The organism is Actinoplanes sp. URMC 104 (assembly GCF_051386375.1).
In the GTDB taxonomy this organism is placed as follows: domain Bacteria; phylum Actinomycetota; class Actinomycetes; order Mycobacteriales; family Micromonosporaceae; genus Actinoplanes.
In genome coordinates this window covers 2,521,735-2,547,780 of the sequence record NZ_JBPQTO010000002.1, presented here as the reverse complement: position 1 = coordinate 2,547,780, position 26,046 = coordinate 2,521,735, and the positions used below count along the sequence as shown (strand labels likewise).

Annotated in this window: 27 protein-coding genes and 1 tRNA gene; 12 read left to right on the top strand and 16 right to left on the bottom strand. The window is 71.1% G+C overall.

Annotated features, from left to right (window positions below):
• The first annotated feature begins 63 nt into the window (after positions 1–63).
• Positions 64–903: an SDR family oxidoreductase gene (locus ACSNN8_RS12885; protein WP_436649066.1), complete on the top strand. Its 840-nt coding sequence runs from the start codon at positions 64–66 to the stop codon at positions 901–903.
• A 65-nt stretch (positions 904–968) separates the two neighbouring features.
• Here ACSNN8_RS12885 and ACSNN8_RS12880 read toward each other — a convergent pair whose 3' ends face one another.
• On the bottom strand, positions 969–1,265 hold the full coding sequence (locus tag ACSNN8_RS12880) for a DUF6458 family protein (protein ID WP_436649065.1): 297 nt from the start codon (positions 1,263–1,265) through the stop codon (positions 969–971).
• 89 nt (positions 1,266–1,354) lie between these two features.
• On the opposite strand from ACSNN8_RS12880, the gene ACSNN8_RS12875 reads away from it, so the two are divergent.
• Entirely contained in the window at positions 1,355–1,873 is a 519-nt protein-coding gene (locus ACSNN8_RS12875; protein WP_436649063.1) for a SixA phosphatase family protein, read from the top strand.
• 46 nt (positions 1,874–1,919) lie between these two features.
• Here ACSNN8_RS12875 and ACSNN8_RS12870 read toward each other — a convergent pair whose 3' ends face one another.
• Complete coding sequence (locus tag ACSNN8_RS12870) at positions 1,920–3,776, bottom strand: acyl-CoA dehydrogenase (RefSeq protein WP_436649060.1); 1,857 nt, start codon at positions 3,774–3,776, stop codon at positions 1,920–1,922.
• Between the two features lie 298 nt (positions 3,777–4,074).
• Between ACSNN8_RS12870 and ACSNN8_RS12865 the strand changes: the two genes are divergently transcribed.
• Positions 4,075–4,224 carry a hypothetical protein gene (locus ACSNN8_RS12865; RefSeq protein WP_436649059.1) on the top strand — a complete coding sequence of 50 codons (150 nt, stop codon included), beginning with the start codon at positions 4,075–4,077 and terminating at the stop codon, positions 4,222–4,224.
• Here the strand turns inward: ACSNN8_RS12865 and ACSNN8_RS12860 are convergent.
• Positions 4,221–5,348, bottom strand: coding sequence for a PP2C family protein-serine/threonine phosphatase (locus tag ACSNN8_RS12860; RefSeq protein WP_436649058.1), 1,128 nt, complete (start codon positions 5,346–5,348; stop codon positions 4,221–4,223). The two genes, ACSNN8_RS12865 and ACSNN8_RS12860, sit on opposite strands and share 4 nt — an antisense overlap.
• Before the next feature lie 100 nt (positions 5,349–5,448).
• Here ACSNN8_RS12860 and ACSNN8_RS12855 point away from each other — a divergent pair, with 100 nt between their 5' ends.
• Positions 5,449–5,991 carry a phosphoribosyltransferase gene (locus tag ACSNN8_RS12855; RefSeq protein ID WP_436649056.1) on the top strand — a complete coding sequence of 181 codons (543 nt, stop codon included), beginning with the start codon at positions 5,449–5,451 and terminating at the stop codon, positions 5,989–5,991.
• Positions 5,992–6,013: 22 nt separating this feature from the next.
• Positions 6,014–7,174 (top strand): alpha/beta hydrolase family protein, encoded by a 1,161-nt coding sequence (locus ACSNN8_RS12850; protein ID WP_436649054.1) that lies wholly within the window; start codon positions 6,014–6,016, stop codon positions 7,172–7,174.
• 642 nt (positions 7,175–7,816) lie between these two features.
• Here the strand turns inward: ACSNN8_RS12850 and ACSNN8_RS12845 are convergent.
• Positions 7,817–7,890: transfer RNA gene (locus ACSNN8_RS12845), tRNA-Gly, on the bottom strand.
• 40 nt (positions 7,891–7,930) lie between these two features.
• A complete protein-coding gene (locus ACSNN8_RS12840) occupies positions 7,931–8,431 on the bottom strand; it encodes a pyridoxamine 5'-phosphate oxidase family protein (RefSeq protein WP_436649053.1) in 501 nt (166 codons plus the stop codon).
• Between the two features lie 96 nt (positions 8,432–8,527).
• On the opposite strand from ACSNN8_RS12840, the gene dcd reads away from it, so the two are divergent.
• Positions 8,528–9,106 carry a dCTP deaminase gene (gene dcd, locus ACSNN8_RS12835; RefSeq protein WP_436649051.1) on the top strand — a complete coding sequence of 193 codons (579 nt, stop codon included), beginning with the start codon at positions 8,528–8,530 and terminating at the stop codon, positions 9,104–9,106.
• A 135-nt stretch (positions 9,107–9,241) separates the two neighbouring features.
• On the opposite strand, the gene ACSNN8_RS12830 is transcribed toward dcd, so the two are convergent.
• Positions 9,242–9,700, bottom strand: coding sequence for a YcxB family protein (locus ACSNN8_RS12830; protein ID WP_436649050.1), 459 nt, complete (start codon positions 9,698–9,700; stop codon positions 9,242–9,244).
• A gap of 172 nt (positions 9,701–9,872) precedes the next feature.
• Here ACSNN8_RS12830 and ACSNN8_RS12825 point away from each other — a divergent pair, with 172 nt between their 5' ends.
• Positions 9,873–10,793 carry a hypothetical protein gene (locus ACSNN8_RS12825; protein ID WP_436649048.1) on the top strand — a complete coding sequence of 307 codons (921 nt, stop codon included), beginning with the start codon at positions 9,873–9,875 and terminating at the stop codon, positions 10,791–10,793.
• A gap of 26 nt (positions 10,794–10,819) precedes the next feature.
• Here the strand turns inward: ACSNN8_RS12825 and ACSNN8_RS12820 are convergent, their stop codons facing one another.
• Positions 10,820–11,680: an LLM class F420-dependent oxidoreductase gene (locus tag ACSNN8_RS12820; RefSeq protein WP_436649047.1), complete on the bottom strand. Its 861-nt coding sequence runs from the start codon at positions 11,678–11,680 to the stop codon at positions 10,820–10,822.
• A 32-nt stretch (positions 11,681–11,712) separates the two neighbouring features.
• Here ACSNN8_RS12820 and ACSNN8_RS12815 point away from each other — a divergent pair, with 32 nt between their 5' ends.
• Positions 11,713–11,988: a YciI family protein gene (locus ACSNN8_RS12815; protein WP_436649559.1), complete on the top strand. Its 276-nt coding sequence runs from the start codon at positions 11,713–11,715 to the stop codon at positions 11,986–11,988.
• Here the strand turns inward: ACSNN8_RS12815 and ACSNN8_RS12810 are convergent.
• The 7 genes from ACSNN8_RS12810 to ACSNN8_RS12780 form a co-directional block, all read right to left on the bottom strand.
• Positions 11,973–12,359, bottom strand: coding sequence for a VOC family protein (locus ACSNN8_RS12810; protein ID WP_436649045.1), 387 nt, complete (start codon positions 12,357–12,359; stop codon positions 11,973–11,975). The genes ACSNN8_RS12815 and ACSNN8_RS12810 overlap by 16 nt on opposite strands.
• A 162-nt stretch (positions 12,360–12,521) precedes the next feature.
• Positions 12,522–12,968: an SRPBCC family protein gene (locus tag ACSNN8_RS12805; protein WP_436649044.1), complete on the bottom strand. Its 447-nt coding sequence runs from the start codon at positions 12,966–12,968 to the stop codon at positions 12,522–12,524.
• 61 nt (positions 12,969–13,029) lie between these two features.
• Positions 13,030–13,902, bottom strand: coding sequence for a LamG domain-containing protein (locus ACSNN8_RS12800; RefSeq protein ID WP_436649042.1), 873 nt, complete (start codon positions 13,900–13,902; stop codon positions 13,030–13,032).
• A gap of 34 nt (positions 13,903–13,936) precedes the next feature.
• Positions 13,937–14,962 carry a hemolysin family protein gene (locus ACSNN8_RS12795; RefSeq protein WP_436649041.1) on the bottom strand — a complete coding sequence of 342 codons (1,026 nt, stop codon included), beginning with the start codon at positions 14,960–14,962 and terminating at the stop codon, positions 13,937–13,939.
• Complete coding sequence (locus tag ACSNN8_RS12790; protein ID WP_436649039.1) at positions 14,955–16,289, bottom strand: hemolysin family protein; 1,335 nt, start codon at positions 16,287–16,289, stop codon at positions 14,955–14,957. The genes ACSNN8_RS12795 and ACSNN8_RS12790 overlap by 8 nt, the downstream gene beginning before the upstream one ends.
• Positions 16,290–16,361: 72 nt before the next feature.
• A complete protein-coding gene (locus tag ACSNN8_RS12785) occupies positions 16,362–18,512 on the bottom strand; it encodes a (Fe-S)-binding protein (protein ID WP_436649038.1) in 2,151 nt (716 codons plus the stop codon).
• 158 nt (positions 18,513–18,670) lie between these two features.
• Positions 18,671–18,934, bottom strand: a complete 264-nt coding sequence (locus tag ACSNN8_RS12780; RefSeq protein ID WP_436649036.1) for a cell division protein CrgA — start codon at positions 18,932–18,934, stop codon at positions 18,671–18,673.
• A gap of 177 nt (positions 18,935–19,111) precedes the next feature.
• Between ACSNN8_RS12780 and ACSNN8_RS12775 the strand changes: the two genes are divergently transcribed.
• Genes ACSNN8_RS12775 through ACSNN8_RS12760 form a run of 4 tightly spaced genes read left to right on the top strand, consistent with a single transcriptional unit; the run spans position 19,112 to position 22,835 of the window.
• A complete protein-coding gene (locus tag ACSNN8_RS12775; RefSeq protein ID WP_436649034.1) occupies positions 19,112–19,924 on the top strand; it encodes a DUF881 domain-containing protein in 813 nt (270 codons plus the stop codon).
• A complete protein-coding gene (locus ACSNN8_RS12770) occupies positions 19,924–21,870 on the top strand; it encodes a class E sortase (protein WP_436649033.1) in 1,947 nt (648 codons plus the stop codon). Before ACSNN8_RS12775 ends, ACSNN8_RS12770 begins: the two co-directional genes overlap by 1 nt.
• Before the next feature lie 4 nt (positions 21,871–21,874).
• Entirely contained in the window at positions 21,875–22,183 is a 309-nt protein-coding gene (locus ACSNN8_RS12765; protein ID WP_436649032.1) for a hypothetical protein, read from the top strand.
• 1 nt (position 22,184) lies between these two features.
• The gene (locus ACSNN8_RS12760) at positions 22,185–22,835 is read left to right on the top strand and encodes an aminodeoxychorismate/anthranilate synthase component II (RefSeq protein ID WP_436649031.1); all 651 of its coding nucleotides are present in this window, start codon (positions 22,185–22,187) and stop codon (positions 22,833–22,835) included.
• An 18-nt stretch (positions 22,836–22,853) separates the two neighbouring features.
• Here the strand turns inward: ACSNN8_RS12760 and pknB are convergent, their stop codons facing one another.
• Positions 22,854–24,713, bottom strand: coding sequence for a Stk1 family PASTA domain-containing Ser/Thr kinase (gene pknB, locus ACSNN8_RS12755; RefSeq protein ID WP_436649029.1), 1,860 nt, complete (start codon positions 24,711–24,713; stop codon positions 22,854–22,856).
• Complete coding sequence (locus ACSNN8_RS12750; RefSeq protein WP_436649028.1) at positions 24,710–26,044, bottom strand: serine/threonine-protein kinase; 1,335 nt, start codon at positions 26,042–26,044, stop codon at positions 24,710–24,712. The genes pknB and ACSNN8_RS12750 overlap by 4 nt, the downstream gene beginning before the upstream one ends.
• Between the last annotated feature and the right edge of the window lie 2 nt (positions 26,045–26,046).

Here is a 26,046-nt window from a genome sequence, read left to right as displayed (position 1 = left end):
GGAAGTGACCACTGACCTGCGATGTTGGGTCTGTTCGTCAGAACAACCATCCAGGAGGACAGCATGACCATCGTCGTCACGGGCGCCACCGGGCACCTCGGCCGGCTCGCCATCGAGTCGCTTCTCGCCAGGGGCGTGCCCGCGAGCGAGATCGTCGGGATCGGCCGCCAGGTCGAGAAGATCGCCGACCTGGGCGTGACCGTGAAGCAGGCCTCCTACGAGGATCCCGAGGCGCTGCGGGCGGCGTTCGAGGGCGCCGACAAGCTGCTGTTCATCTCGGGCAGCGAGGTCGGGAAGCGGCTCCCGCAGCACCGCAACGTCGTCGACGCCGCGAAGGCCGCCCGCGTGGGCCGGATCGTCTACACCAGCGCGCCCAAGGCCGACACGAGCGACATGCGGATCGCCGGCGAGCACCGCGAGACCGAACAGATGATCCGCGAGACCGGTCTGCCGTACGTCTTCCTGCGCAACGGCTGGTACCTGGAGAACTACAACATCGGTCAGGCGCTGGAGCACGGCCTGTTCGGCGCGGCCGGCGAGGGGCGGATCAGCGTCGCCCCGCGGGCCGACTACGCCGAGGCCGCTGCCGCGGTGCTCACGACCGAGGGCCACGAGGGCAAGGTGTACGAGCTGGGCGGCGAGTCGGTCACGCTCGGCGAGCTGGCCGCGGAGATCGCGAAGCAGTCGGGCAAGCCGGTGACGTACACCGACTTGGGCGAGCAGAAGTACGCCGAGATGCTCGTCGGCGTGGGTCTGCCCGAGGCCGCAGCGGCCGTGATCGCCGATGCGGACCGGGCCGCCTCACAGGGCGCGCTGCACGTGCAGGGCGACGACCTGCAGCAGCTGATCGGCCGGCCGCCGGCCTCGGTCGCCTCGTACGTCCGGGACGCGCTCAAGGCCTGAGAATGCGCGCGACGCCGGCAGCCGCCAGGGGGATGAGCGGCGCCGGCGTCGCGAGTCTCGCCGGATCAGTAACCGGGGGGCGGGGGCGGCGGGGCGTCCTCGCGACGGACCTCCTGGTATTCGCTGCGCACCTGCTGGTTCGGGTACGGCGCGGTGCCGGCCGGGCCGGCGGCGCTCTGCCGCGTCACGACCGTGCGACGACGGCTGTTCCAGTACCAGAGCGTGATGACCAGGCCGATCAGGCCGGCCGCCATCAGGATCCACCCGATGATGTTGATGTCGATCCCGCTGATGTCCGCGTTGACGGCGAACGCCAGGATCGCCCCCAACGCCAGCAGGAAGATACTTCCGCCGATGCCCATCGCGGGCCTCCCTTGATCCTCACCGTGGTCAATGCCTCGGGAAGCGGTTTACCCACGCGCCGGAAAACTCAATCAGGCAAGCTGGACGGATGACCGCCCGAACGCTCGTGATCCTTCGCCACGCCAAGGCCGAGACGCCCGACGCCCGCCCGGATTTCGACCGGAGGCTGACCACGGCCGGCCAGACCGACGCCGACGCAGCAGGCGCCTGGCTGGCCGACGGGAGCCTGCATCCGGACCTGGTGCTCTGCTCCCCCGCCACCCGCACCCGGCAGACGTGGCAGGGGGTGTCGATCGCGATGGCGCAGGGCCGTCCCGGCGGCGGCACGCCCGAGGTCCACTACGAGCAGAGCCTCTACGACGGCGGTCCGACCGAGGTCTTCGACCTGCTGCGCAAGGTTCCCGAGTCGGCGCGCACGGTGCTCGTGGTCGGCCACAACCCCACGGTCTCCGCGGTCTCGCTGCTGATGATCCCCGACGAGCAGTACGACGGGGTCGAGGTGGTTCTCAAGACGGCCGGGCTGGCGGTGCACCGGGCCGAGGGCTCCTGGGCGTCCACCGAGCCGCGCTCCATGCGGCTGCTCGAACGCCACACCGCCAGAGGCTGAGAGCCGGCGGACAAGGGGCGTCCGCCGGCTCTCGAGCGCGGAAGGATCAGAACACCTCCTCGGAGACGTCCATGAGGTCCAGAGTGGTGTTGTCGATGATGCGGCGGTCGGAGCCGACCCGGGGCAGCACCTCGCGGGCGAAGAAGCGGGCCGCCGCGACCTTGCCCTCGTAGAAGTTCTTGTCGGCCGGCGACACCTCGCCGCCCAGCGCCTTGAGCGCCACCTCGGCCTGCCGCAGCAGGAGCCACGCGAGGATCACGTCGCCGAGCGCGAGCAGGACCCGGCGCGAGCTCAGGCCGACCTTGTAGAGCTCGCGGGCCTCACCGCCCTGCACGGCGCCGAGCCAGCCCATCGTCGTCCCGAGAATCTGCTGCATCTCGCCGAGCGCCCGGCCCAGCGCGAGCCGCTCCTCCTTGAGCCGCCCGTTGCCGGCCTCGCTCTCGACGAAGCTCTGCATCTCGCCGGCCAGCGTGGCGAGCGCGACGCCCTGGTCCTTCACGATCTTGCGGAAGATCAGGTCGAGGCTCTGGATCGCGGTCGTGCCCTCGTACAGGGTGTCGATCTTCGCGTCCCGCACGTACTGCTCGAGCGGGTAGTCCTGCAGGAAGCCCGAGCCGCCGAACGTCTGCAGCGCCTCGTGCCCGAGCAGCTCGTACGCCCGCTCGGAGCCCACGCCCTTGACCAGCGGCAGCAGCAGGTCGTTGACCTTGCTCGCGGCCTTCGCGGCCTCCTTGTGGCCGGACGCCTCGGCGATCGCGACCTTGTCCTGCCAGGTGGCCGTGTAGATCACCAGGGCACGCAGGGCCTCCGAGTACGCCTTCTGCAGCATCAGCGACCGGCGCACGTCGGGGTGGTGGGTGATCGTGACGCGCGGGGCGGCCTTGTCGTCGTTCTGCACCAGATCGGCGCCCTGCACGCGGTTCTTGGCGTACTCGAGGGCGTTGAGGTAACCCGTGGACAGCGTCGCGATCGCCTTCGTGCCGACCATCATCCGGGCGTACTCAATGATCATGAACATCTGGCGGATGCCCTGGTGTACCTCGCCGAGCAGCCAGCCCTTCGCGGGGGTGCCGTGCTCGCCGAAGGTCATCTCGCACGTGTTCGAGACCTTGAGGCCCATCTTGTGCTCGACGTTGGTGGCGTACACGCCGTTGCGCTCGCCGAGCTCGCCCGTCTCGGGGTCGAAGTGGTACTTCGGCACGATGAACAGCGACAGGCCCTTGGTGCCCGGGCCGCCCACACCCTCGACGCCGACCGGGCGGGCCAGCACGTAGTGGATGATGTTGTCGGTCAGGTCGTGCTCGCCCGAGGTGATGAACCGCTTGACGCCCTCGATGTGCCACGAGCCGTCGGGCTGCGGGATCGCCCGGGTGCGGCCGGCGCCGACGTCCGAACCGGCGTCCGGCTCGGTCAGCACCATCGTGGAGCCCCACTGCTTCTCGACGAAGAGCTTGGCCCACTGCTTCTGCTCCTCGGTGCCCTCGGCGTGCACGACCGACGCGAACGAGGGGCCGGAGGAGTACATCCAGACGGGGGCGTTGGCGCCGAGCACATTCTCGGCCAGCGCCCACCAGAAGGCGCGCGGGGCGAGCGTGCCGCCGAGCGCGGCCGGCAGGTCCAGGCGCCAGAACTCGGCGGCCATCCACTGCTCGAACGACTTCTTGAACGACTCCGGCAGCGGCGCGGTGTGCGTCGCGGGGTCGAAGACCGGCGGGTTGCGGTCGGCGTCGATGTAGCTGGCGGCGAGGTCCTCGGTGGCGAGGCGGTTCACCTCGGCGAGGACGTCACGCGCGGTCTCCGCGTCGATCTCGTCGTACGGCGCCTGGCCGAACGCCTGGTCCGCCCCGAAGACCTCGAAGAGGTTGAACTGGAGGTCCCGAAGGTTGCTCTTGTAGTGAGTCATGCTGCTTGGCCCCGCTCTCCGAACGCCCGCCGGCTCAGTTACCCGTCAGTAACCACCACTGTATTACCCATCGGTAGGGACGGACAAGCCGCGAGGAGTTTCGTGACCAACCACCTAGATGCGGGGGTTCGTCCGTCGATTCGCGCATCAAACGTCTCCGATCGGGTGGCAAGCCGGACGGTCGTTCGGCTATTTGCGGGTTCCCATGCGCCACTGACGTATCGGCACGCTCGGCGGCTCGTTGCTCCGGATAGATACGAAGCTTTCGTCTTCGACCTGCCGCCAAAGGGGGCGCGCCATGTTCGCCACGCTCAAGAGCCTCATTCCGGAGCCCCGCCGGGCGGACCAGCCACGCCACTACGTCGGGCGCCACCGTCGCCCCGAGCCGGCGCCGGCCCCGGTCACGCCCGAGCCCGTCACCTCGTCCGCGTCGCCGGCCGAGGCCTAGCTGCCGGCGGCCCCGACCTCCCAGCTCGGCATCGGGACGGTCGGGCCGTCGTCCGGTCCCGCGTACTCCAGCAGGACCAGCGCGATGTCGTCCTCGAGACGGCCGTGGACCCAGTCCACCAGGGCCGCCTCGAGGGAGGCCAGCCCGTCGCCGACCGTGCCGTGGCCCAGCAACCGCCACGCGCGGTCGGCGGTCGGGAAGAACTCGCCCTCACGCCGCGCCTCGCCCAGGCCGTCGGTGAACAGCAGCAGCCGGTCGCCCGGCTCCAGCCGCTCGACGCGCGGCTTCACCTCGGGCATGAACCCCAGCGGGGGCGCGGGCGCCTGCGGCTCCAGCGCGATCACCTCGCCGCGGCGCAGCAGCAGCGGCGCGGGATGTCCACAGTTGACGATCGTCAGCGTGCCGCCGCGCTCCTCGAGCAGGGCCGCCGTGACGAAGTCCTCGTCGCCGACGCTGCGGGCGACCGCCCGGTCGAGGTCGGCCACCACCGTCTTGAGGTCGGCACGCTCGTACGCGACGTGCCGGTAGGACCCCAGCACGATGCTCGCCAGCCGGACCGCGTCGAGGCCCTTGCCGCGCACGTCGCCGATGATGATCCGGGTCCCGTACGGGGTGTCCAGCGCCTCGTACAGGTCTCCGCCGATGTCGGCCGCGGCGGTCGCCGAGATGTAGCGCCCCGCGATCGCCAGCGAGCCCACCTGCGGGCCGAGCGGCCGCAGCACCGCCTGCTGCGCGACCAGCGCGAGCCGTTGCAGCTCGGCGATCCGGTCGGCCTGGCGCTGCCGCATGGTCGCCACCGCTGCCGCGATGCCGGTCGCGAGCAGGATGCCGAGGATGTTCACCGTGCCGGACACTGTGAGCGGGCCGGCCGCGCCCAGGAACACCATGCCGACGATCGTGGCCAGCACGCCGACCACCAGCACCGTCTGCCAGAACGCGAAGACGGCCGCGAGGAACGGCACGGCGGCGAACAGGCCCACGAAGTGGGCGGTGGAGTTGTCCGCGAGCTCCACGGCGGACACGACAGCGAGCAGCACGAGGGCCGCGCCGAGGCCGGCGCGGGATCCAGGGCTCAGCGGGCGACGGCCCGGCGGCAAGGTAGGCATGGTTACGCGGAACAGCATGCCCGATGGAGGGGACAGACCGCACTAAGTTGACCCCTAGTCTGAGCGGGTTCTGGCCGGGCGGCCGAACGGGACGACCGTGCAGTGACAGGATGTCCGCGTGACAACCGATCTGCGTGATCACCTGAGGGCGGCGTTCCGCTGGACCGACCCCGGCGACGGCAGCGGCTACGTGGTCAGCGACCGCTCCGGCTGGTGGCGCGAGCCGGCGATCCTGGCCGGTCTGGGCGAGGGACTGGCCGGCCTGTTCCGAGCCGACTCCCCCACCGTGGTGGTCTCGCCCGAGGTCACCGGCTTCCTGGTGGGACCGCTGGTCGCGCGGGCTCTCGGGGTGGGCTTCGTCGAGGCGTACCGGGCCGGCGCCCGGCGCCCGATCGCCGAGCCCATGATCTGGGCCGAGGTGCCCGCCGACCACCGCGGCGAGACCCAGCACCTGGGCGTACGTCACCAGCTGATCCGCCCCGGCGACCGCGTGCTGGTCGTCGACGACTGGGCCGCCACCGGCGCCCAGGCCCGCGCGCTGCGTTCCCTCTTCGGCGACGCGTACGTCGGCACCGCCGTCATCGTCAACGAGTGCCGACCGGAGGTGGCCGCCGAGCTCACCCTGCGCGGCCTCCTCACCGGCGACGACATCGAGCCTTAGGGTCTGGTCAGGGTGATGCCGGATGGACGGGCCGCGGGCTCGGGCCAACGATGAGGGCATGAGAAGACTCAGCTGGCTGGTAACGGGTTGCAGCATGAGCGCCCTGATCGCCTCGGCCGCCTTCGCCGCCCCGCCAGCCACCGCATTCGCCGGCCCGCCCGCCGTCCAGCTGGCCTTGCCGGCGCCGACCGGTCCGCACGCGGTGGGATCGGCCACGCTGGATCTCATCGATCGGCACCGGGCGGATCCGTGGAATCCAGCCGTCCGGCGGGAACTCATGGTTTCCGTCTGGTATCCGGCCCGCCGGGTCGCGGGGCCGCGGGCGCAATACATGACGGCTGAGGAATCCGGGCTCTTCCTGAAGGGGATCGACGGGGTGCCGGCCGATGCCCTGTCCACGGTCCGGACGCACGCCCACGCCAACGCCCCGCTGCTGCCCGGAGCACGCAGGTCTCCCTTGGTGGTGCTCTCCCCGGGCCTCGGAAACCCACGGGCCACCCTCACCGGTATGGCCGAAGATCTGGCCAGCCACGGGTACGTCGTAGCCGGGATCGACCACACCTACGAGTCCTCCGGCGTGAGCTTCCCGGACGGTCGGGTCGCCGAGTGTCTCGCCTGCGGCCAGGACATCGACGGCGCCGCGGTGACCGCCGGGCGGGCAGCGGACGTCTCGTTCGTCCTGGACCGGTTGCTCGCCCGCACCCCCGCCTGGTCCGGGGGCCGGTCGATCGATCCGCACCGGATCGCGATGGCGGGTCACTCGATCGGCGGGGCGAGCGCCCTGAGCACCATGCTCACCGACCGCCGGGTCGACGCCGGGGTGAACCTGGACGGATCCTTCTTTCCGGCGTTGAGCACACCGTTCCGGCGTCCGTTCCTGATGATCAGCAGCGAGGACCACGGCCCCGGAACGGATCCCAGCTGGACCGACACCTGGCGGCAGTTGCGCGGCTGGAAGCTCTGGGCGGGCGTCACCGGCACCACGCACAGTTCGTTCACCGACCTCGCGCCGCTGGCCGACCAGGTCGGGCAGCCGATCCAGACGCTGCCAGGACAGCGGGCCAGCGAGATCACCCGCGCCTACGTCACGGCCTTCCTCGACCTGCACCTGCGCGGACATACTCAGCCGCTGCTGGACGGGCCGTCCTCCCGCTACCCGGAGGTCCACTTCCTGGCACCCTAGCTCGATCCGCCGACCCGGCCCGTCCTACCCGGGCCGCTCGCGGCGATCGGCGCGCAACCTGTTTCAGCTGCCTAGAAACGCGGAAGCCCTGGCTGGACCATGTCCTCACCAGGGCTTCCGTACGTGGAGCGGGTGACGGGAATCGAACCCGCACTGTCAGCTTGGGAACCGCACAAGATCCCGTGGCGGACCGCCTGCGACGCAGCTCGAAGGTGCCCTGAGCGGCCTGGAATGACCCCGCGTCGCCACTCGCGATGGCACGGCGTTCGCCTTCGCGCCAGTCCTCAGACCGAATGAGCCTCAGCAGCGCCTCCCAGTCCGCGATCGTCGTATCAGGCACCACCACATCTGGGGCGCTGCCGTTCTGTGAGGGATCGAACCACGCTTCGACCTCAGCCCATCGGATGATCTCCACTCGGGCCATTGTCCCGGTCAGTCACGCTCAGATGAAGGGAGGCGATGGACGAGCCGTAGAGCCGTGACCAGCTGATCCGGGACGAACGGCGGAGGAGCCGCGGGCCACCGTCGCCGGGGAGCTGTCGAGTGCCGCAACTCCTCACCGAATGGCACGACGGCAGCTGACAGTACGTCGAGACGACGAACGCCTGACCTCGGCATTTGCCGTGACCAGGCGTTTCGTAGTGGAGCGGGTGACGGGAATCGAACCCGCACTGTCAGCTTGGGAAGCTGATGTTCTGCCATTGAACTACACCCGCGGCGGCCCCACTGTACCTGATGTGGGGCCCGGAGAGGACATCAACCCACCGCTGCCAGAGGGCGGGGTAACTCGGCGCGCCACGAGCGGGTCAGTGGGGCGACGATCGGCAGGGCGGCCAGCGGGACGGCGCCGGCGGGGCCGTGGGTGCGCAGGGTCGCGGTCTCGATCGACAGCTCGAACAGGCGCCAGTCGACGTGGGGCGACGCGTGCAGGGCCTCGGCCAGGCGGGCGATCACCAACGGGTCGCGCACGCGGGTGGCCCGGCCGGTCAGGAAGGCCTCGTCGTCGCTCTCCTCGGGTGGGAACGAGTGCAGCGCGTAGCGGCCGTCGCGCTCGAGGTCGCGGCGTTTCGGAGAGTCGACGATGAAGCAGTAGAGGCCCTCGTCGGTGACGACGGGTGACACCGGGTGCAGCCGCGGGCCGCCGTCGGCCCGCACGGTGGCCAGGTAGGCCAGGCCGGGACCGTATTGCTGCAGGAGCGCGCGGATGCCCGCGGCGAGGGTGGGCTCGGCGGCGACGAAATCGGACCAGGTAGCCATGTGGGTATTCTATCGAACACATGTTCGACACGCCCATCGGAACACGCCGAACGGGCAGGTGAAAAGGGCGTCGGTCCGCCTCGGTATGGTGTTGCGATGCTGCTCTCCGACCGCGACCTGGTCTCCGAGATCAAGTCTGGTGACCTGGCTCTGGAGCCCTTCGATCCGGCGTTGCTGCAACCGTCCAGCATCGACGTGCGGCTGGACCGCTTCTTCCGGGTGTTCAACAATCACCTCTACACCCACATCGACCCGGCCGAGCAGCAGGACGACCTCACCGCGCTGGTCGAGGTGACCGACGGTGAGCCGTTCGTGCTTCACCCGGGCGAGTTCGTGCTCGCGTCGACCCTCGAGGTCATCACGCTCGGCGAGCAGCTGGCCGGCCGCCTCGAGGGCAAGAGCAGCCTGGGCCGCCTCGGCCTGCTGACGCACTCGACCGCCGGCTTCATCGACCCGGGCTTCTCGGGCCACGTCACGCTCGAACTGTCCAACGTGGCCAATCTGCCGATCAAGCTCTGGCCGGGCATGAAGATCGGCCAGCTGTGCATCTTCCGGCTGTCGAGCCCGGCCGAGCACCCGTACGGCTCGGCCGTCTACGGCTCGCGCTACCAGGGCCAACGCGGTCCGACCCCGAGCCGGTCCGCGCAGAACTTCCGCCTCTGGCCGACAACCTGACATTCAAGAGCCTGATGTCGTGCCTGGGTGGGGGGTACGGACCGTCGCTCCCGCCGGGACCCGGCCGGGGCGAGCAGGGCGCTGGCGCGCCCGGAACGCTCACCCCGCCCGGGCGACGTGCGTGAGTGGTTGGGCTCAACCCACCGGCACGCCGTGGGCGGAGGCCGTGGTCAGCACCTCGTGGATCTGCTGGGGCGTGAGCCCGCGCGTCGGGACCTGGAGGAAACGGCCCGCGCCCAGGCCGAGCACGAGCTGACCCGCGAGGTGGTCGACGCGGGTGATGGCGTTCCAGGCGTACGCGTGCCGGCTGTCCGGCGTCGAGCACGCCACGCCGCCGTCGGAGATCTCGAGGGTGGCCGGGCCGGCCTCGCGCAGGGCCCGGCGGGCGCCGCCGTTGATCAGCAATATCGGGACGACCACGGCCAGAACGACACCGGCCAGCAGCAACGTGACGTTGAGGCCGTCCAGGAGCGCGGCGGCGCCGAGCATCGTCCACCCGGCCAGCCGGGCGAACAGGACCGGCCGGCGAAGCCCGCGGCGCAGGGCGGCCACGGTCAGGCCGAGGTCCGGGCGAGCGACGATCTGCAGAAACACCCTCAAAATGTAACTTTCCGGCAACCCGGTCCAGCATCGTCCGGTCGGCGGATGAGGGCTCGGCCCGGGCGGCCGGAAACGCCCGTCTGTCCGATTTGGTCACCGGGACCGCGCGTACATGAGTCGATGTCTATACCCTGGCAGTGGGACCACCAACGGGGAAGAGGAAGCTATGAGCGTACGCATGCGCCGGGTCGTCTCGGCGACCGTGCTGGCCGGAGCCGTCAGCGTGGCGGGGCTGGTGACGGGGATCGCACCCGCCCAGGCTCAACCGGTGGAGGCGGGCACCTTCACGATGTCCGGCGACGAGGGCGACTACATCACCGGCGGGGCGACGTACAGCTACGACGCCGCGGCCGGCGACCAGCTGACGATCCGGGCGGACGACAACCTGCGCGGCGTCTACCTGTCGATCAACGCGGCCAACGGCGACTGGTGGTCGATGGACCTGCGGGCGCCGCAGGGCAAGCAGCTGACCCCGGGCGAGTACCCGAACGCGACACGCGCCCCGTTCAGCGGAGCGGGCGCGGGCATCGACATCAGCGGCAACGGGCGCGGCTGCAACACGATCGAGGGCTCGTTCGTGGTCACCGAGGCCGAGTACGGCCCCAACGGGTACGTGGAACGGCTCGACGCCACCTTCGAGCAGCACTGCGAGGGCCTGGAGCCGGCCCTGCGCGGCCGCGTGGTGATCGGCAACCCGCCGCCGCCGGCGCCGCTCGAGTACACGGTCACGACGGCGGCCGACGGGCTGTTCAGCAAGCTCAACGGCAAGGCGACCGTGCACGGCACCGTGGCCTGCAACACCAGCACCGAGGTCAACGTGACCGGGCTGGTCACCCAGGTCAAGCAGAAGACGATCATCCGCGGGCCGTTCACCGTGCAGGTCGACTGCGTGGCGGGCCAGGACACGTCGTGGAGCGCCGTGGCCGACCCGACCGGAACCACGCCGTTCCAGAAGGGCAAGGCCGAGGTGACCGGCAGCGCCTGGGCGAGCGACCCGAACTACGAGGGCGACACCGTACGGGTGGACCTGCCGGCGACCACGGTGACGCTCACGCGTGCCCCGGCCGCCGTCGAAGCCCTGATGTGACCCGCAGCCGTGGCGGAGGCCCGCCTCTAGAACAGGACCTCCGCCATGGCCCGCCACTCCTTACGGGGCAGGACCGGCCCGGCGTCGGCCGACAGGACCTGCAGGGCGACGTGATCGGCCCCGGCGGACAGGTGCGCGTCGACGCGGGAGCGCACCGCCGGGCCGTCACCCCACGCCACGGCGAAGTCGATGAGGCGGTCGCTGCCCTCGCCGGCCAGGTCGTCGTCGGTGATGCCGAAGCGGCGCCAGGCGTTGGTGTAGTTCGGCAGCGACAGATAACTCTTCACCACCCTGCGGCCCACCGAGCGCGCGACGGCCGGGTCGGTGCCCAGGAACACCTTCTGCTCGGGGATCAGCAGACGGTCGGGCCCGAGGATCTCGCGGGCCTCGGCGGCGTGCTCGGGCGGCATCAGATACGGCAGCGCGCCGGCGGTCAGCTCCCGGGCGGCCGCCAGCGCCTTGGGCCCGAGCGCGGCGATCATGCGCTCGCCCGGCGGCACCCGGCGCAGGCCCTCGGTGAGGAAGCCGCGCAGCTTGGTCAGCGGTTTGACGTACGCCTGCCCGACCGACGCCGCCGACGGAGCGTGACCGGAGCCGACGCCCAGAGAGAACCGGCCCGGGAACTGCGTGCTCACCCGCGTGTGGCTGGCCGCCAGCACCTCGGGGTGGCTGTGCCAGATGTCGACGATGCTCGTGCCCACCACCAGCGACGACGTGGCGGCCAGGATCGCCTCGGGCAGCTGCAGGTCGTCCGGCGGGCTGCCGCCGATCCACACCGAGCCGTAGCCCAGGCTCTCGAGCTCCTGCGCCGCCGACGCGATCTCGTTCGCGTCCGTCGGCCACTGCCGGTGAGGGATCCAGATGCCGTACCGCCCGAAGTTTTCCACGACTCCGATCGTACGATCGTTGCGTGTACTTGATGATCTCGAAGTACCTGGCCCCGATCGAGCAGGTCGACGAGGCACGCGACGCGCACCTGGCCTATCTGGACGGCCTGGAGGCGCAGGGCCTGGTCGTGACCGCCGGCCGCCAGAACGCGCCCACCGGCGGCGTCGTGCTGCTCAACGTCGACGACGAGGCACGCGCCCGCGAGCTCATCGCCCAGGACCCGTACGTCCTGCGCGGCGTCGCCGAGTACTCGGCGATCGGTTGGACCCCCAGCCGCGGCGCGCTCAAGGACTACCCCAAGCCGTAGCCCTCCCGTGGCCGGAGCCAGGCGGTCAGGTTGAGCATGTTGCCGTCCGGGTCGAGGACGTGCGCGACCCGCTGGCCCCACGGCATGTCGTTGGCCTGCCCCGGCACAGTGCCACCAGCCGACTCCACCGCGGGCAGCAGCGCGTCGACATCGCCGACGTCGGCGCTGAGGATGATCCGCACCGGCGCACCCACCTGGGTGTCGTCGTTCTGCACGAGCCCGAGCGTGGACCCGCCGATGCGCAGCTCGACGTAGAACTCGGGGCCTTCCTCGGGCTCGCGGAGGGTCTGCGTCGCGCCGAGCACCGTCTCGTAAAAGGCGCGCAGCCGGGCCAGATCGGGCGTGCTGACGATGGGATGTATCGAGGTCATGGGATCTCCCGGGGTAGTCGGTTCTCCCGGGTAGACCGCGCAACTCCCCAAAGCTCATCGAATGTCCGTCGCACCGGCCGACGTGACACCCGGCGGTCGCTCAAGATTTGCGCCACAGACGTGCCGTTAGGTCGCAGTTCAGGTCCGTAAGGCCTTCACCCCCTAGCCAAGACCGCCGCGGGCATAGCGGTCCAGCGTGGCCGACCACAGGCGGGAGATCAGGCGGGCAGTGGGGGCCTGATGCAGCAGGAACAGCATCGGCCGCTGGGAGAGGCGCGCGCCGGTGTTGGTCCACTCGACGTGCAGCCGGCTGCCGCCGCCGGGGCGTGGGGTGATCCGGACGGAACCGGCGCCGCCTCCGCCGTAGCTGCTCTCCACGACCGTCCAGCGGATCACGGCGGCGTCGGACCAGTCGTAGCGGGCGACCACCCAGAACGGTGATCGGGGACTGCTCTCCCGGGCGACTGCCCACGTGTCGCCCTGCTCGCGCAGCTCGTACGTCTTCGGGTCGAGGGTGCGGTTCCAGATCTGCAGTCTGCGGTGGGTGAAGTCTGTGAGGGCGTCGCGTACCTGCTGCGGCGAGGCCTTCGTATCGGCATCGAATCGCATCTCGTGAGTGGAGCACGCCCGCTGTCGGGGCGTCGACGGATGTGCAGGGGCCGAAAAAAGGTCAGTCGATGCTGATGAAGACGTTGTCGATCTCGCCGGCGAACTGGTCGTTGCTCTTGCTGGTGCCCTTGCCGCCGACCCGCAACGGCTCGGCGTTGGCGATGGACAGGTCGGCGGGCACGGCGACCTCGGCGGCGGGCATACCGTCGACCGTGAGGGTCAGCCTGTCGTGGGAGCGGGCGCACTCCAACTCGTGCCAGCGGCCGTCGGCGACGTCGAGCAGGGGCTCGGCCCGATAGATGTGGCCGCTGCCGGCCAGCACGCAGCTGGGGTGTCCGAGCCGGTGGTCGACCTGCAGTTTGTACTGGCCGTCGCCGCCCACCGAGTAGCCCTTCTGCACCACGTTCGCGCCGTCGGCGAGGTCGGCGTGGGTCATGCGCACGGACGCGCCGTACCGCAAACGCCTTGTTCCGGGGTTGAGCGTGTCGTCGCGTGAGCCTTCGAGGATCGCCCGCGGGCAGTCGCGTTCGCGCGCGAGGCGGCACCGTTCGGGATAGGAAACGGCCAGACCCGAACCCTGCCGTACGAGGCGGAGCGCACCACCGTTCTGGCCGAGGGGGCGCAGCGCGCGGCGGCCCGCGACGTCCGTGAGCGGCCGGCCGACACCGCCGTCGAAGGTGTATCGCACCGTCACGGGGCCCTTCGCGACGCCGATGTGCCCGGGCGGCGCGGAGGCGGCGCCGGTCGGCTGCTGCACGGGCAGAAGCCCGGCCAGACCGACCACCAGGCGCTGCGAACGCGGCGTCGGGACCGCGTCGGGCGACGCCTTCACCTTGGCGAACGCCGGCGGCGTCGAAGGACGCTGGGCGTACGCGAGACCACCGACGAGGATCAGGGCCCCCGCCAGAGCAAGCCACCACCGTTTGCGAGCCATGACACTATTGTCCTGAATGGCCCGCCGACGATGGTTAGTGGGTCAGCTGATGCCCGGGCTCGCCCACGGCCGCGTGCACGACGTCGTCCAAAGTGATCACGCCGAGCGGCCGTCGGCCGTCGCTCACGAGCACGATGTGCAGGCGGTCACGGCGCATCGTGAGCAGCAGGTCGGCCAGCGTACGGTCCGGCGCCACCACCGCGAGCGGCCGGATGATCTCGGGCGGGATGGGCCGCGTGCGGCGTTCCGCCGCGTACCCGAGGATGTCCTTGACGTGCACGAACCCCAGCACCCGGCGGGTCTCGCGCTGCACCACCGGAAAGCGTGACCGGCCGGTGCGGGTCGCCACCGCCTCCAGGGTCGCGGGCGAGACGTCGTCGGCGATCGTGGTGACGCTCGACCAGGGGCGCAGCGTGTCCCCGGCCGTACGGTCGTGCAGGCCGAGCGCGGCGTGGATGCGGGCGTACTGCTCCGTGCCGAGCAGCCCCTCGCTGCGCGCCTGGGTGACCATGCCGGCCAGTTCCTCGGCCGTGAAGACGGTCTTCACCGAGTCCGTCGCCTCGATCGACCAGATCCTCAGCACCACCTTGGCCGCCCAGCGCATGGCGTTGAGCAGCGGCTTCGTGGCGGTGCAGAACGCCAGCATGAACGGGCCGAGGATCAGCGCCGCCCGCTCCGGCCCGGCGAGCGTGATGTTCTTCGGCACCATCTCGCCGATCACCGTGTGCAGGAAGACCACGACGCCCAGGGCCAGCACGAAGGCCACCGGGTGCACGGCGTCCTCCGGCAGGCCGATCGCGTGGAACGGGCCCTCGAGGAAATGCGCGAGCGCGGGTTCGGCGAGCGCGCCCAGGCCGAGCGAGCAGATCGTGATGCCCAGCTGCGCGCCGGCGATCATCAGCGGGATCTGCCCCATCGCGGACAGCGCCCAGCGGGCGGGCTTGCTCGTCGCGGCCAGCGGTTCCAGCGCCGTACGCCGCGAGGCGATCAGCGCGAACTCGCCGCCCACGAACAGCCCGTTGCCGATCAGCAGCAGCACGGTGACCAGCAGCTCAGTCATCGGCGACCTCCGGCGGGGCGGCCACGCGCACCTGTTCGACGCGGTGCCGGTCGACGGCCATCACCGTGAACTCCCACCCGTCGGTCTCGTAGGACTCGCCGACCAGGGGGATGTGGCCCAGCCGGGCGAGCAGGAAACCGGCCAGCGTCTCGTACGGCCCCTCGGGCAGCGCGAACCCGGTCTGCTCCATCAGCTCGTCCTCGCGCAGCAGGCCGTCGACCAGGTACGTCTTCTCGCCGTCGGGCGCCGTGAGCTCCTGCGTCGAGGTTTCGGCGGGCTCGACGTCGTACTCGTCGGCGATCTCCCCGACCAGCTCCTCGATCAGGTCCTCGGCCGTGACCACCCCGTCGGTGCCGCCGTACTCGTCCACCACGATCGCCAGGTCGGCGTCGGCCGCGCGCAGCGCCGCGAGCACCTTGTCGAGGCCGAGGCTCTCGGGCACGTACACCGGTTCCCGCGCGATGGTCGCCACCGCGGTGGCGGTGCGCCGCTCGGGTGGCACGCCGAGCGCGTCGGTCACCCCGACCACGCCGATGACCAGGTCGATCGTGTTCTCGTAGACGGGGAAGCGGGTGCGCCCGGTCTCGCGCGCCACCGCGATCAGCTCGGCGACGCTGGCGGTGGTCTTGAGCCCGACCACGTCGACCCGCGGGGTCATCGCCTTGGCCGCGCGTTTCTCGCCGAAGCGGATCGTGCGGCGCATCAGCGTGGCGGTCTCGGCGGGCAGCGCGCCGGCCTGGGCGCTGATCGCGGCGAGCAGCCCCAGCTCCTCGGGCGAGCGGGCGCTGGCCAGCTCCTCCTGCGGTTCGATGCCGAGCCGGCGGACCAGCCAGTTGGCCGATCCGTTGAGGCCCCCGATCACCCACTTGAAGAGCTTGGAGAACGTCCGCAGCGGGGCGGCGGTCAGCAGCGCCGCGCGCATCGGGCGGGCCAGCGCGGCGTTCTTGGGCACGAGCTCGCCGAAGAGCATCGACAGGAGCGTGGCGACGATCAGCGCGAGCGCGTGCGTGACGCCCTCGGTGGCGTCGCCGGCGATCGGCTCGACCGCGGGCTCGAAGATCTTGGAGAGTGCCGGTTCGGCGAGGTAGCCGGTGAGCAGCGCGGTCAGCGTGATGCCCAGCTGGGTGCCGGACAGCTGGAACGACAGCTCGTGCAGCGCGTGCTCGACCGTGCGGGCCCGGCGGTCGCCCGAGCCGGCCCGCGTGGCGATCTCGGCCCGGTCGACGGTGACCAGCCCGAACTCGGCGGCCACGAAGAACGCGTTGCCCGCCGTGAGCAGCGCGAACGCCGCCAACGGGAGCACCGCGGTCAGCAGCACGCCGTCCATGATCGGTTCACCTCGGTCCCATTGTGCCGGACGAGGGCACTCCGGGTGTGCCGGGGACGGAGGTGAGCCTGCCTATACCTCCTGTTTGAGCGAGCGCAGAAGGACCGTCGCGACGTCCACGACCTCGACGTTGTCCTGCTCGCCCTTGCCGGTGACGCCGTCGCCGATCATGGTGTAGCAGAACGGGCAGCCCACGGCGATGGTCTTGGCGCCGGTGGCCAGGGCCTCCTCCGTACGCTCGACGTTGATCCGCTTGCCGATCTTCTCCTCCATCCACATCCGCGCGCCGCCGGCGCCGCAGCAGAAGGAGCGTTCGGAGTTGCGGGGCATCTCGGTGATCTCGCCCGCGGCCGAGCCGAGGACCTCGCGCGGGGCGTCGAACACCCGGTTGTGCCGGCCCAGGTAACACGGGTCGTGGTAGGTGACGCCGCCGTCGACCGGCTGCACCGGGGTCAGCTTGCCCGTGGCCACCAGGTGCTGCAGGAGCTGAGTGTGGTGCACGACCTCGACCTCGAGGCCGAGCTGCGAATACTCGTTGCCCAGCGTGTTGAAGCAGTGCGGGCAGGTCGCGACGATCTTCTTGACCGGTCGGTCCCCGAAAGCTTCGTTCAGGGTCTCGACGTTCTGCTGGGCCAGCATCTGGAAGACGAACTCGTTGCCGATGCGCCGCGCCGGGTCGCCCGAGCAGGTCTCGCCCTCGCCGAGGATCGCGTAGTCGACCCCCGCCTCGTGCAGCAGCTTCGCGACCGCGCGGGTGGTCTTCTTCGCCCGGTCCTCGAACGCGCCGGCGCAGCCGACCCAGAACAGGTACTCGAAGTCGTCCTTCTCGCCGACCCGCGGCACCTCGAAGTCCAGGCCCTTGGTCCAGTCCTCACGGGTGTTCTGCGGGGCGCCCCACGGGTTGCCCTTGTTCTCGAGGTTGCGCAGCATCACGCCGGCCTCGGACGGGAAGCTCGACTCGATCAGCACCTGGTAGCGGCGCATGTCGACGATGTGGTCGACGTGCTCGATGTCCACCGGGCACTGCTCCACGCACGCGCCGCAGGTGGTGCACGACCACAGCACGTCCGGGTCAATGACGCCCTGCTCCTCGGCGGTGCCGATCAGCGGGCGGTTGCCCTCGGCCAGCGCCAGCACGTCCATGTGCGCGAGCTGGGCCTCGGTCGCCTTCTCCTCGCCGGTCAGGTCCTTGCCGCCACCGGCCAGAAGATAAGGAGCCTTCGCGTACGCGTGGTCGCGCAGGCTGAGGACGAGCAGTTTGGGCGACAGGGGCTTGGCGGTGTTCCAGGCCGGGCACTGCGACTGGCACCGTCCGCACTCGGTGCAGGTGGAGAAGTCGAGCAGGCCCTTCCACGTGAACTGCTCGACCTGGGCGACGCCGAACTGGTCCTTCTCGGGATCGGCCTCCTCGAAGTCGAGCGGCTTGCCGTCGCTCATCATCGGCCGCAGCGCGCCCAGCCCCGAGCCGGCGGGCTTGGCCGGGTCGCGCTTGAAGAAGATGTTGAAGAACGCCAGGAAGCGGTGCCAGGCCACGCCCATCGTCGGGTTGAGCGCGATGGTGATCAGCCAGCCCATCGAGATGAACAGCTTGACCAGCGCCACCCAGGTGGGACCGTCGTGCGCGGCCGGCAGCAGCGCGCCGACACCGTGCGACAGCGGCGTGGCCCACGCGGGGAACTCGAAGGTGTCGTTGGCGACCTTGAAGCCGCGGATCAGGAAGCCGCAGATCAGCACGCCCACGATCACGGCCTCGACGAAGTAGCCCTGCCACATCGTCGAGCCCAGGAACCGGCTGCGCTTCTTGCTGCCGGGCTTGTCGCGCTGCCGCCGCCAGATCAGGTACAGGATGCCGGCCAGGCCCAGGATGCCGATCCACTCGGTGACCAGGCCGTAGACGACCCAGTGCCCGACGATCGGCAGCCCACCTGAAGGGTCCACAACCTCGAAGTACGCCTCGACCACCAGCAGGAACAGGATCATGAAGGAGACCATCACGAACCAGTGGGCCGCACCGATCGCGGACCACTTGAGCATCCGCGTGTGCCCGAGGGTCTCGACCAGCATGGTCTTCGTGCGCGTCCCGCGGTCCACGGTGCGCGTCGGGTCGGGCCGGCCCTGCCGGATCACCGCGGTGATCGTCAGCACGGCGCGCACCGCCAGCACGACTGCCACGACGGTGACGGCGCCGGCCAGGACGGTGGCGACGATCTGCGCGATGCCCATCTGTGGTGTGCCTCCTCGCCTCGGCTATCCGCCGAGCCCATGTTACCCACGAGTAATCGACGGCTGCACGTCAGGCGCAAAGCGCACCCCGAGCCAGCGGCGCGGGGTGCGCTTATCCGGATGAAGTCACACTACCCGCGCGTAGCGGGCGTTCCGGGCTATCGCCAGCGCGACAGGATGACGAGCGAGCCCACCATGCAACCGAAGCCGATCGCCAGGTTCCAGTACCGCAGCGACTCCACCGGGTACTGCTGGGACGACAGGTAGTACACGACCAGCCAGGCGATGCCGATCACGATCAGCGCGACGGCGCTGATCGGCAGCCACACCGGGCTCGGCTTCTTGGACGCCGCGGTCGCCGCGGGACGGATGTCCGTCGGCGGCGTGTAGACCTTCTTCTTGCGGACCTGAGACTTCGGCACGGTGCTCTCCTGAGGGCAACGAGTGGTGAACAACCCACCGCTGAGCGGCTTCGGCGACCCCGAATGCTGCCCGTGGCGATTAATGTTCGACAGCTAGCGTAGTCAAGGCGGCGGGCGGACAGGCACCCGCCGGGCGAGGAAAATGTCCGGCGCGGATTTCCGGGGGGAGACGAGCACGTGGAATACACCACCGGCACGCCCTCGTGGCGGCTCGTTCTGCGCCGCGCATTGCGCGGTCTGAAACCACGCCGGCCCGCGCTGCGCCCGCGCGGCTGGTCCGTGGGCGTACCGCTGATTGCGCTGGCCGCGGGCCTGTTGTTCACCACCTCGGCGACCACGGCCGACGGCACGGCGCTGCGCGACGACCGCCGTCCCCAGCTCACCCAGCTGATCGCCGACAAGCGCGCACGGCTCGAGGCGCGCGAGCAGACGGCCGCGAAACTTCGCGCGGCGGTCGATCAGGACACGGCGCGCCTCGCCGGGGTCGACGGCCCGGTGCAGCAGGCCCGCCGGCGCGCCGACGGCCGCCTGGGGCCCGCCGGGTTCACCGCCCTGCAGGGTCAGGGCCTCACCGTCACGCTCGACGACTCGTCGCGCCGCAGCAACGACTTCGTGGCCGCGAACGCTCCCGACAACGACGATCTGGTCGTGCACCAGGGCGATGTGCAGGCGGTCGTGAATGCCCTCTGGGCCGGTGGCGCCGAGGCAATGTCGATCATGGATGTCCGCGTCATCTCGACCAGCGCGGTACGCTGTGTGGGCAATACGCTGCTGCTTCACGGCCAAGTGTTCTCGCCGCCGTTCAAGATCACGGCTATTGGCGAACCCACAGCGATGCATCGCGCGTTGGAGTCCGCGGAAGGAGTCCAGCAATTCCGGGATGCCGTCGCCGACTTCGGCCTCGGCTACGCGGAAACCGTCGAGAGGAACGTGACAGTGCGGGCGTACGACGGGTCGAGTGACCTCCGATCCGCGCGGGTTGCCAAGTAATGGCCGCACCGGGAAATCCGTCCGCCGGGGGCGGCTCGGGGCGGCATCGCGCGCCCGACGCCGACGCCCAGACGGCGTACATTCCGCGGATCACCGACGCGTCGCCCGACGGCGTGCCCGGCGGGCCGCTCGCCCCGCCGCTCGGGCTCGGCGGTCAGCCGACCGCTGCCGAGGCAGCCCGGCGCACCCCGCCGCCTGCGACGCCGCCGCCGCCCTCCGCGGCCGAGACGGCCGTGCTGGGCGCCGACGAGCAGGCCCAGCAGCGGATCGCACGTACCGCCCAGGAGTTCGACTTCTTCGCCGCGGCCGCCGAGCAGCAGGCCTTCGAGCACCAGGCCGCCGCGCAGCAGGCCGCCGCCCCGCCCGCGGTGTTCCGGCCCGCGACGGTCACACCACCGGTCATCCCGCCACCGGTCATCCCGCCGACGGGCACGCCGACCGGCCGGGCACAGCGCCCCGACGCGGCCTGGCCGCACGAGCACGGCGTCCCCTTGAACGGGTCCTCGTTCGCCGAGCCGCCCCCCGGTGCCCAGAGGTCCCACGAAGGCGGCACCGAGTCGCCCTTTCATGGCGCTCAGACGCCCCACGACGGCGTCAACGGGCCCAGCGGCCCCTACGGCGTCCCCGGGAGTCCCCAGCGCGCCAACGGCCCGTACGGCGCTCCGGCGGCCGGCGCCGCCCTCGGCAGCCCGCTGACGACCGGCCCGGCCTTCGGCCACCCGGCCGGACGCAGCGCGAACGCGCCGTTCAGCGGCGTCCCCCAGGGCGGCTCCGGCTTCGACGACCCCGCGCCCGCCACCGGCGTACGCCCCCCGGTGCCGCCCGTGCCCGCCGGCGCGCAGGGCTTCGCCGGCCCGGGTGATCACCATCGGCCCGCGGTGCCGGTCAATCCCGGTCTGCCCGCGGGCGCCGCGCAGGACCCGCGCGAGACGGCGGTCATCCGTACGTCCGAGGCTCCCACCGGCGTCCTGCCCGCCATGAAGCCGCCCGCCGAGCAGCCGCCCGCCGTCAAGGCGCCCACCGCGCTGCTGTCCGCCGTGCCCGGCGTTGCCGCGCAAGCCGCGAAGGCGCAGGCCGAGCCCAACGCCGCCCTCGGCGCTGCCTCGGTCTCGCCCGCGCCGCCCGGCGCCCAGCCGCCGCCTCCGGCCGCCGATTCCGCGGCGGAGGAGCCCAAGCGCGGCGAGAAGGTCGTCAAGCTGCGCCCCGAGCAGACCGGCGAGGGCTACAAGAGCGTCTACTCCGAGCTGACCCGCCCGACGCTCGGCTCGCGCATCCGCGGCGCCGTCCGCGTCTCCGGCGAGCTGATGATCACGTTCGGCCTGATCGTGCTGTTGTTCGCCGGCTACGAGGTGTTCGGCAACTCCGCCAAGGTGCAGGACGAGCAGAACGCGCTCGACACCGAGCTCGACCAGGCGTGGAACGACCCCACCGTGGGCCCCACCCCGTCGGCCACCTCGAAGGGACCGGCCGCACCCGGCTCCAACCTGGTGGGCCGGCTCTACATCCCCAAGTTCGACAAGGAGTGGGTGGTCGTCGACGGCGTGACGCCCGACGACATCCGCTACGCGCCCGGCCACTACCCCGACTCCGCGAAGCCGGGCCAGGTCGGCAACTTCTCGGTCGCCGGCCACCGGATCAAGAAGATCTTCTGGCGGCTCGACGAGCTCAAGGACGGCGACGTGATCGGCGTCGAGACCCGTTCCAACTGGTACGTGTACCGCGTCTACCAGCAGGAGGTCGTCAAGCCCAGCGCGGTCGAGGTGGTCGCCCCGGTGCCCGGCAAGCCCAAGGCCAAGCCGACCAGGGCGCTGCTCACGCTGACGACCTGCAACCCGAAATACAACAACTACGAGCGGCTCATCATCCACGCCGAGCTGGTGTCGACCGCCAAGCGGGACCAGAAGGCCGACAAGGCCGGCATGCCCGCCGAGATCCAGGGGGCGTGACGCGATGTACGCCTGGATCTGGCGCAAGCTGCCCGGCGGCCTGTGGGGCAAGGTGATCGGCTCGCTCGGGCTGGTCGCGGCGACCACGGCGCTGCTCTGGTACGTGGTGTTCCCGTGGGCGACGCCGCTGCTGCCCTTCGACGACGTGCAGGTCGGCACCGGCACCGAGCAGGGCACCGGCGGCGAGAACGCGGACGTGACCTCGACGGACGCCCCCGAGGAGGCGCCCGAGGAGATCCCGTACAGCACCGAGTCGAACGAGCCTCATCCCTCCGACGCCGCCACGAACGGCGGCCAGATCCCTGGGGACTGACGTGCGCATCCTGGTCATCGACAACTACGACTCGTTCGTGTTCAACCTGGTGCAGTACCTCGGCCAGCTCGGCGCCGAGTGCGAGGTGCGGCGCAACGACGAGATCGAGGTGGCCGACGTGGGCGGCTTCGGGGCGGCGGGCATCCTGCTCTCTCCCGGGCCCGGCACCCCGGAGCGCGCCGGCATCATGATGGACGTCATCCGGGCGTACGCCGGGAAGGTGCCCATGTTCGGCGTCTGCCTCGGGCATCAGGCGATCGGCGCGGCGTTCGGGGCCACCGTGACACGCGCGCCGGAGCTGCTGCACGGCAAGACCTCCGAGGTGCACCACGACGGCGAGGGCGTGCTCGCGGGCCTGCCCGAGCCGTTCACCGCCACCCGCTACCACTCGCTCGCGGTCGTGCCCGAGACGCTGCCCGACGAGATCGAGGTAACCGGTCGCACCGAGTCGGGCGTGGTGATGGCGATGCGCCACCGCGAGCTGCCGATCGAGGGCGTGCAGTTCCACCCCGAGTCCGTGCTCACCGAGGGCGGGCACACCATGCTGGCGAACTGGCTGGCCTCCTGCGGCCTGCCGGAGGCGCTGGAGAAGGCGCCGCCGCTGGCCGCCGAGGTGGAGACGCGCCGCCGCGCCGCTTTCGCGACCGCTTAGGCGCGCCTCCCGCGTACGTCAGAAGATGTCTTCCCGGCGCAGCGTGCCGACGGAATTGCCGATCAGGCCGTTCTCGCCGGTGCCGCCGTTGCCCCCGGTGCCCGGCGTCTCGGTGTCGCCCGGGTCCGGCTGATCGGTGTCGCCGGGCTCGGGCTCCGCGATCACGGTGAGCGTGATCTTGTCGCCCTTCTCGGCCGTCGAGTTGGCCCGCGGGGACTGCTCGATGACCGTGCCGGGCTCGCCGTTCGGGTCCTGCACGTCGACCGTGGCGATGTTGAACTGGCCGGCGTTGTCGAGGGTGCCCTGCGCCGTCGCCAAGTTCTTGCCGACCACGTCGGGAACCTTGACCAGCCGCCCGTTGGAGTACTTCACGGTGATGGTCGTGCCGGGCTCGACCTCGCGGCCGGCCTTCTCGACCTCGACGACGATGCCGGCCGGCTTGAGGTTGTCGACCTCCCGCGGGTCCGCCTTGAGACCCAGGTCCTCGAGCGTGCTGATGGCGCTGTCGCGGGTCGATCCGACCAGATCGGGGACCGGCACCCGGTCGGGCTTCTGGCACAGCTGATAGGTCACCGGGTCGTTGGCGCCGACCTTGCTGCCCGCGGCGGGCTTCTGCTCGACCACGGTGCCGTTGCAGTCGGAGTCGGTCGTCGGCTTGTCCCGCGAGATCTGCGCCGTGGGGATGCCCGCAGCCTGCAGGGCCTTGAGCGCCTCGGCGTCGGTCCTGCCGTCCAGATCGGGCATCGTGTGGGTCACCGCGGGCGCCGAGGTCGGTGTCCCGGCGGACGCGTTGGTGTTGTCGTTGTCGCGCTGCTTGGCCAGCGCGACGCCGAGCACGACGACGACCAGCACGCCGAGCGCCGCCAGCGACGCCCACACCCACGACGACGACCGGCGTTCCGGCGGCCGCGGAGGCCCGCCCGCCACCGGCCGCTGCATGGTCGTGGCGGCCTGCGGCTGCCACTGCCGTGGGGTCGCGTCCTGCATCGCCATCGTCTCGGCCTGCGACATCACCGGGGTGGCCATGACCGGGCGCCCGGCGACGGCCCGCAGCGCGTCGGCGCGCATCTCCTGCGCGCTCTGGTAGCGGTTCAACGGGTTCTTGGCCAGCGCCTTGAGCACGATCGCGTCGACGTCCGGCGGGACCTCGGGGTTGATGTCGCTGGGCGCCCGCGGGTCCTCCCGCACGTGCTGGTAGGCGACGCTGACCGGGCTGTCGCCGACGAACGGCGGGTGGCCGACGAGCAGCTCGAACAGCACACAGCCCGCCGCGTACACGTCGGAACGGGCGTCGACCGCCTCACCGCGGGCCTGCTCCGGCGAGAGGTACTGCGCCGTGCCGATGACCGCGCTGGTCTGCGTCATGGTGGTCGCGCCGCTGGCCAGGGCCCGCGCGATGCCGAAGTCCATGACCTTGACCTGGCCGTTCTGCGTGATCATCACGTTGCCGGGCTTGATGTCCCGGTGGATGATGCCGTGCCGGTGGCTGAACTCCAGGGCCGCGCAGATGTCGGCGGTCATCTCGAGAGCCCGGCGGTAGGGGATGCGCTGCTCCTGGGCGAGCACCTCCTTGAGGGTCCGCCCGTTGACGAACTCCATGACGATGAACGGCAGCTTCTCGCCGGTCGAGGAGATCTCTTCGCCGGTGTCGTAGACGGCGACGATGGCCGGGTGGTTCAGGGCCGCCGAGTTCTGCGCCTCGCGCCGGAACCGTTCCTGGAACGTCGCGTCGCGGGCCAGGTCGGTGCGCAGCATCTTGATCGCCACGTCGCGGCCGAGCCGCAGGTCGCGTCCGCGGTGCACCTCGGCCATGCCGCCGTAGCCCAGGAGCTCGCCGACCTGATACCTGCCACCGAGCAGGCGGGCCTGCGCCGTCATAACGTCTGTCGTCCTTCGTTAGCTCGGATCCAGCCGGGACTCGCACCCGCCTGCGTGATTGGACGGTACGACGCCGCCGATGGCTCCCCAACGGCGACGCCCGTGTGCACGACGGCCGTGCCGCGGCCGGCCTGGTTGTCCTGGCCCTGCTTGTAGAGGAACGAGATGACCCCGGCACAGAGCAGGACCAGCAGAGCCAGGACCACGGCGAGCACGATCAGCACCTGACGCCCGCCGGAGCTCTCCGGCTTGGCGGCCGGCGCCAGCTGTGGTTGATACGGCTGGCGGTAGGGCTGCGGTTGAACGGGGGGCGAAGAGGGCACCGACGCGGCTCCCCGCGCGCCCGAGGTGGGCCGGGAGACCGGGGGGTACGGCGGTCGGGCCGTGCCGCTCACCGGTGAGCCGGGCATCGGCGCGCCGCTCGACGGATAGCCGGTCGGCGGGTGCACCCCCACCGAGCCGACCGAGCCGGCGGCGCGCACCGGCTGGCCGACCGGGTGCTGCGCGGTCGAGGCCAGCGAGGCGGCGGCCTGCCGGGCGACGGCGGCCAGCGCCGAGGCCGAGGGCCAGCGGGCGTTCGGGTCCTTGGCCAGGGCACGCTCGACGATCGCGCGCACCTGCGGCGGGATGTCGCCCGGCAGCGGCCGCGGCGTCTCCCGGACGTGCTTCATCGCGATCTCCATGGGCGTCGCGCCGTCGAACGGGCGGTGCCCGGAGAGGCACTGGTAGGCCACCACGCCCAGCGCGTACACGTCGGAGGCGGGCGTGGCGACCGCTCCGGAGGCCTGCTCGGGAGAGATGTAGGACGCCGTGCCGAGCACCGAGCCGGCCACGGTGAGCTGGCCCACCAGCGCCGAGCGGGCGATGCCGAAGTCGGTCAGCACCAGCGTGCCATTGGGGCGCACGAGCAGGTTGCCGGGCTTCACGTCGCGGTGGACGATGCCGTTGGCGTGCGCCGCCTGCAGCGCGTCGGCCGCCTGGGCGATCAGCGCCATCGTGCGGGCGGGGGTCAGCCGGCCGACCCGGCTCAGCGTGCGGGACAGGGCGTCGCCCTCGACGTACTCCATGACCAGGAACGCGAGCTGCTGGTCGCTGCCGTAGTCGTAGACGTCGACGACCCCGGGATGGTTGATCGTGGCCATGGTGCGGGCCTCGCCCCGGAACCGCTCGGCGAAGCCGGGCTCGTCGAGCAGCGCGGGCAGCAGGATCTTGACAGCGACCGTCCGGCCCAGCACCTCGTCGGTGCCGCGCCAGACATCGCCCATCCCACCGCCGGCGATCCGCTCGTCGAGACGGTACCGGCCGCCGAGGGTCACCCCAGGGCTGATCATGC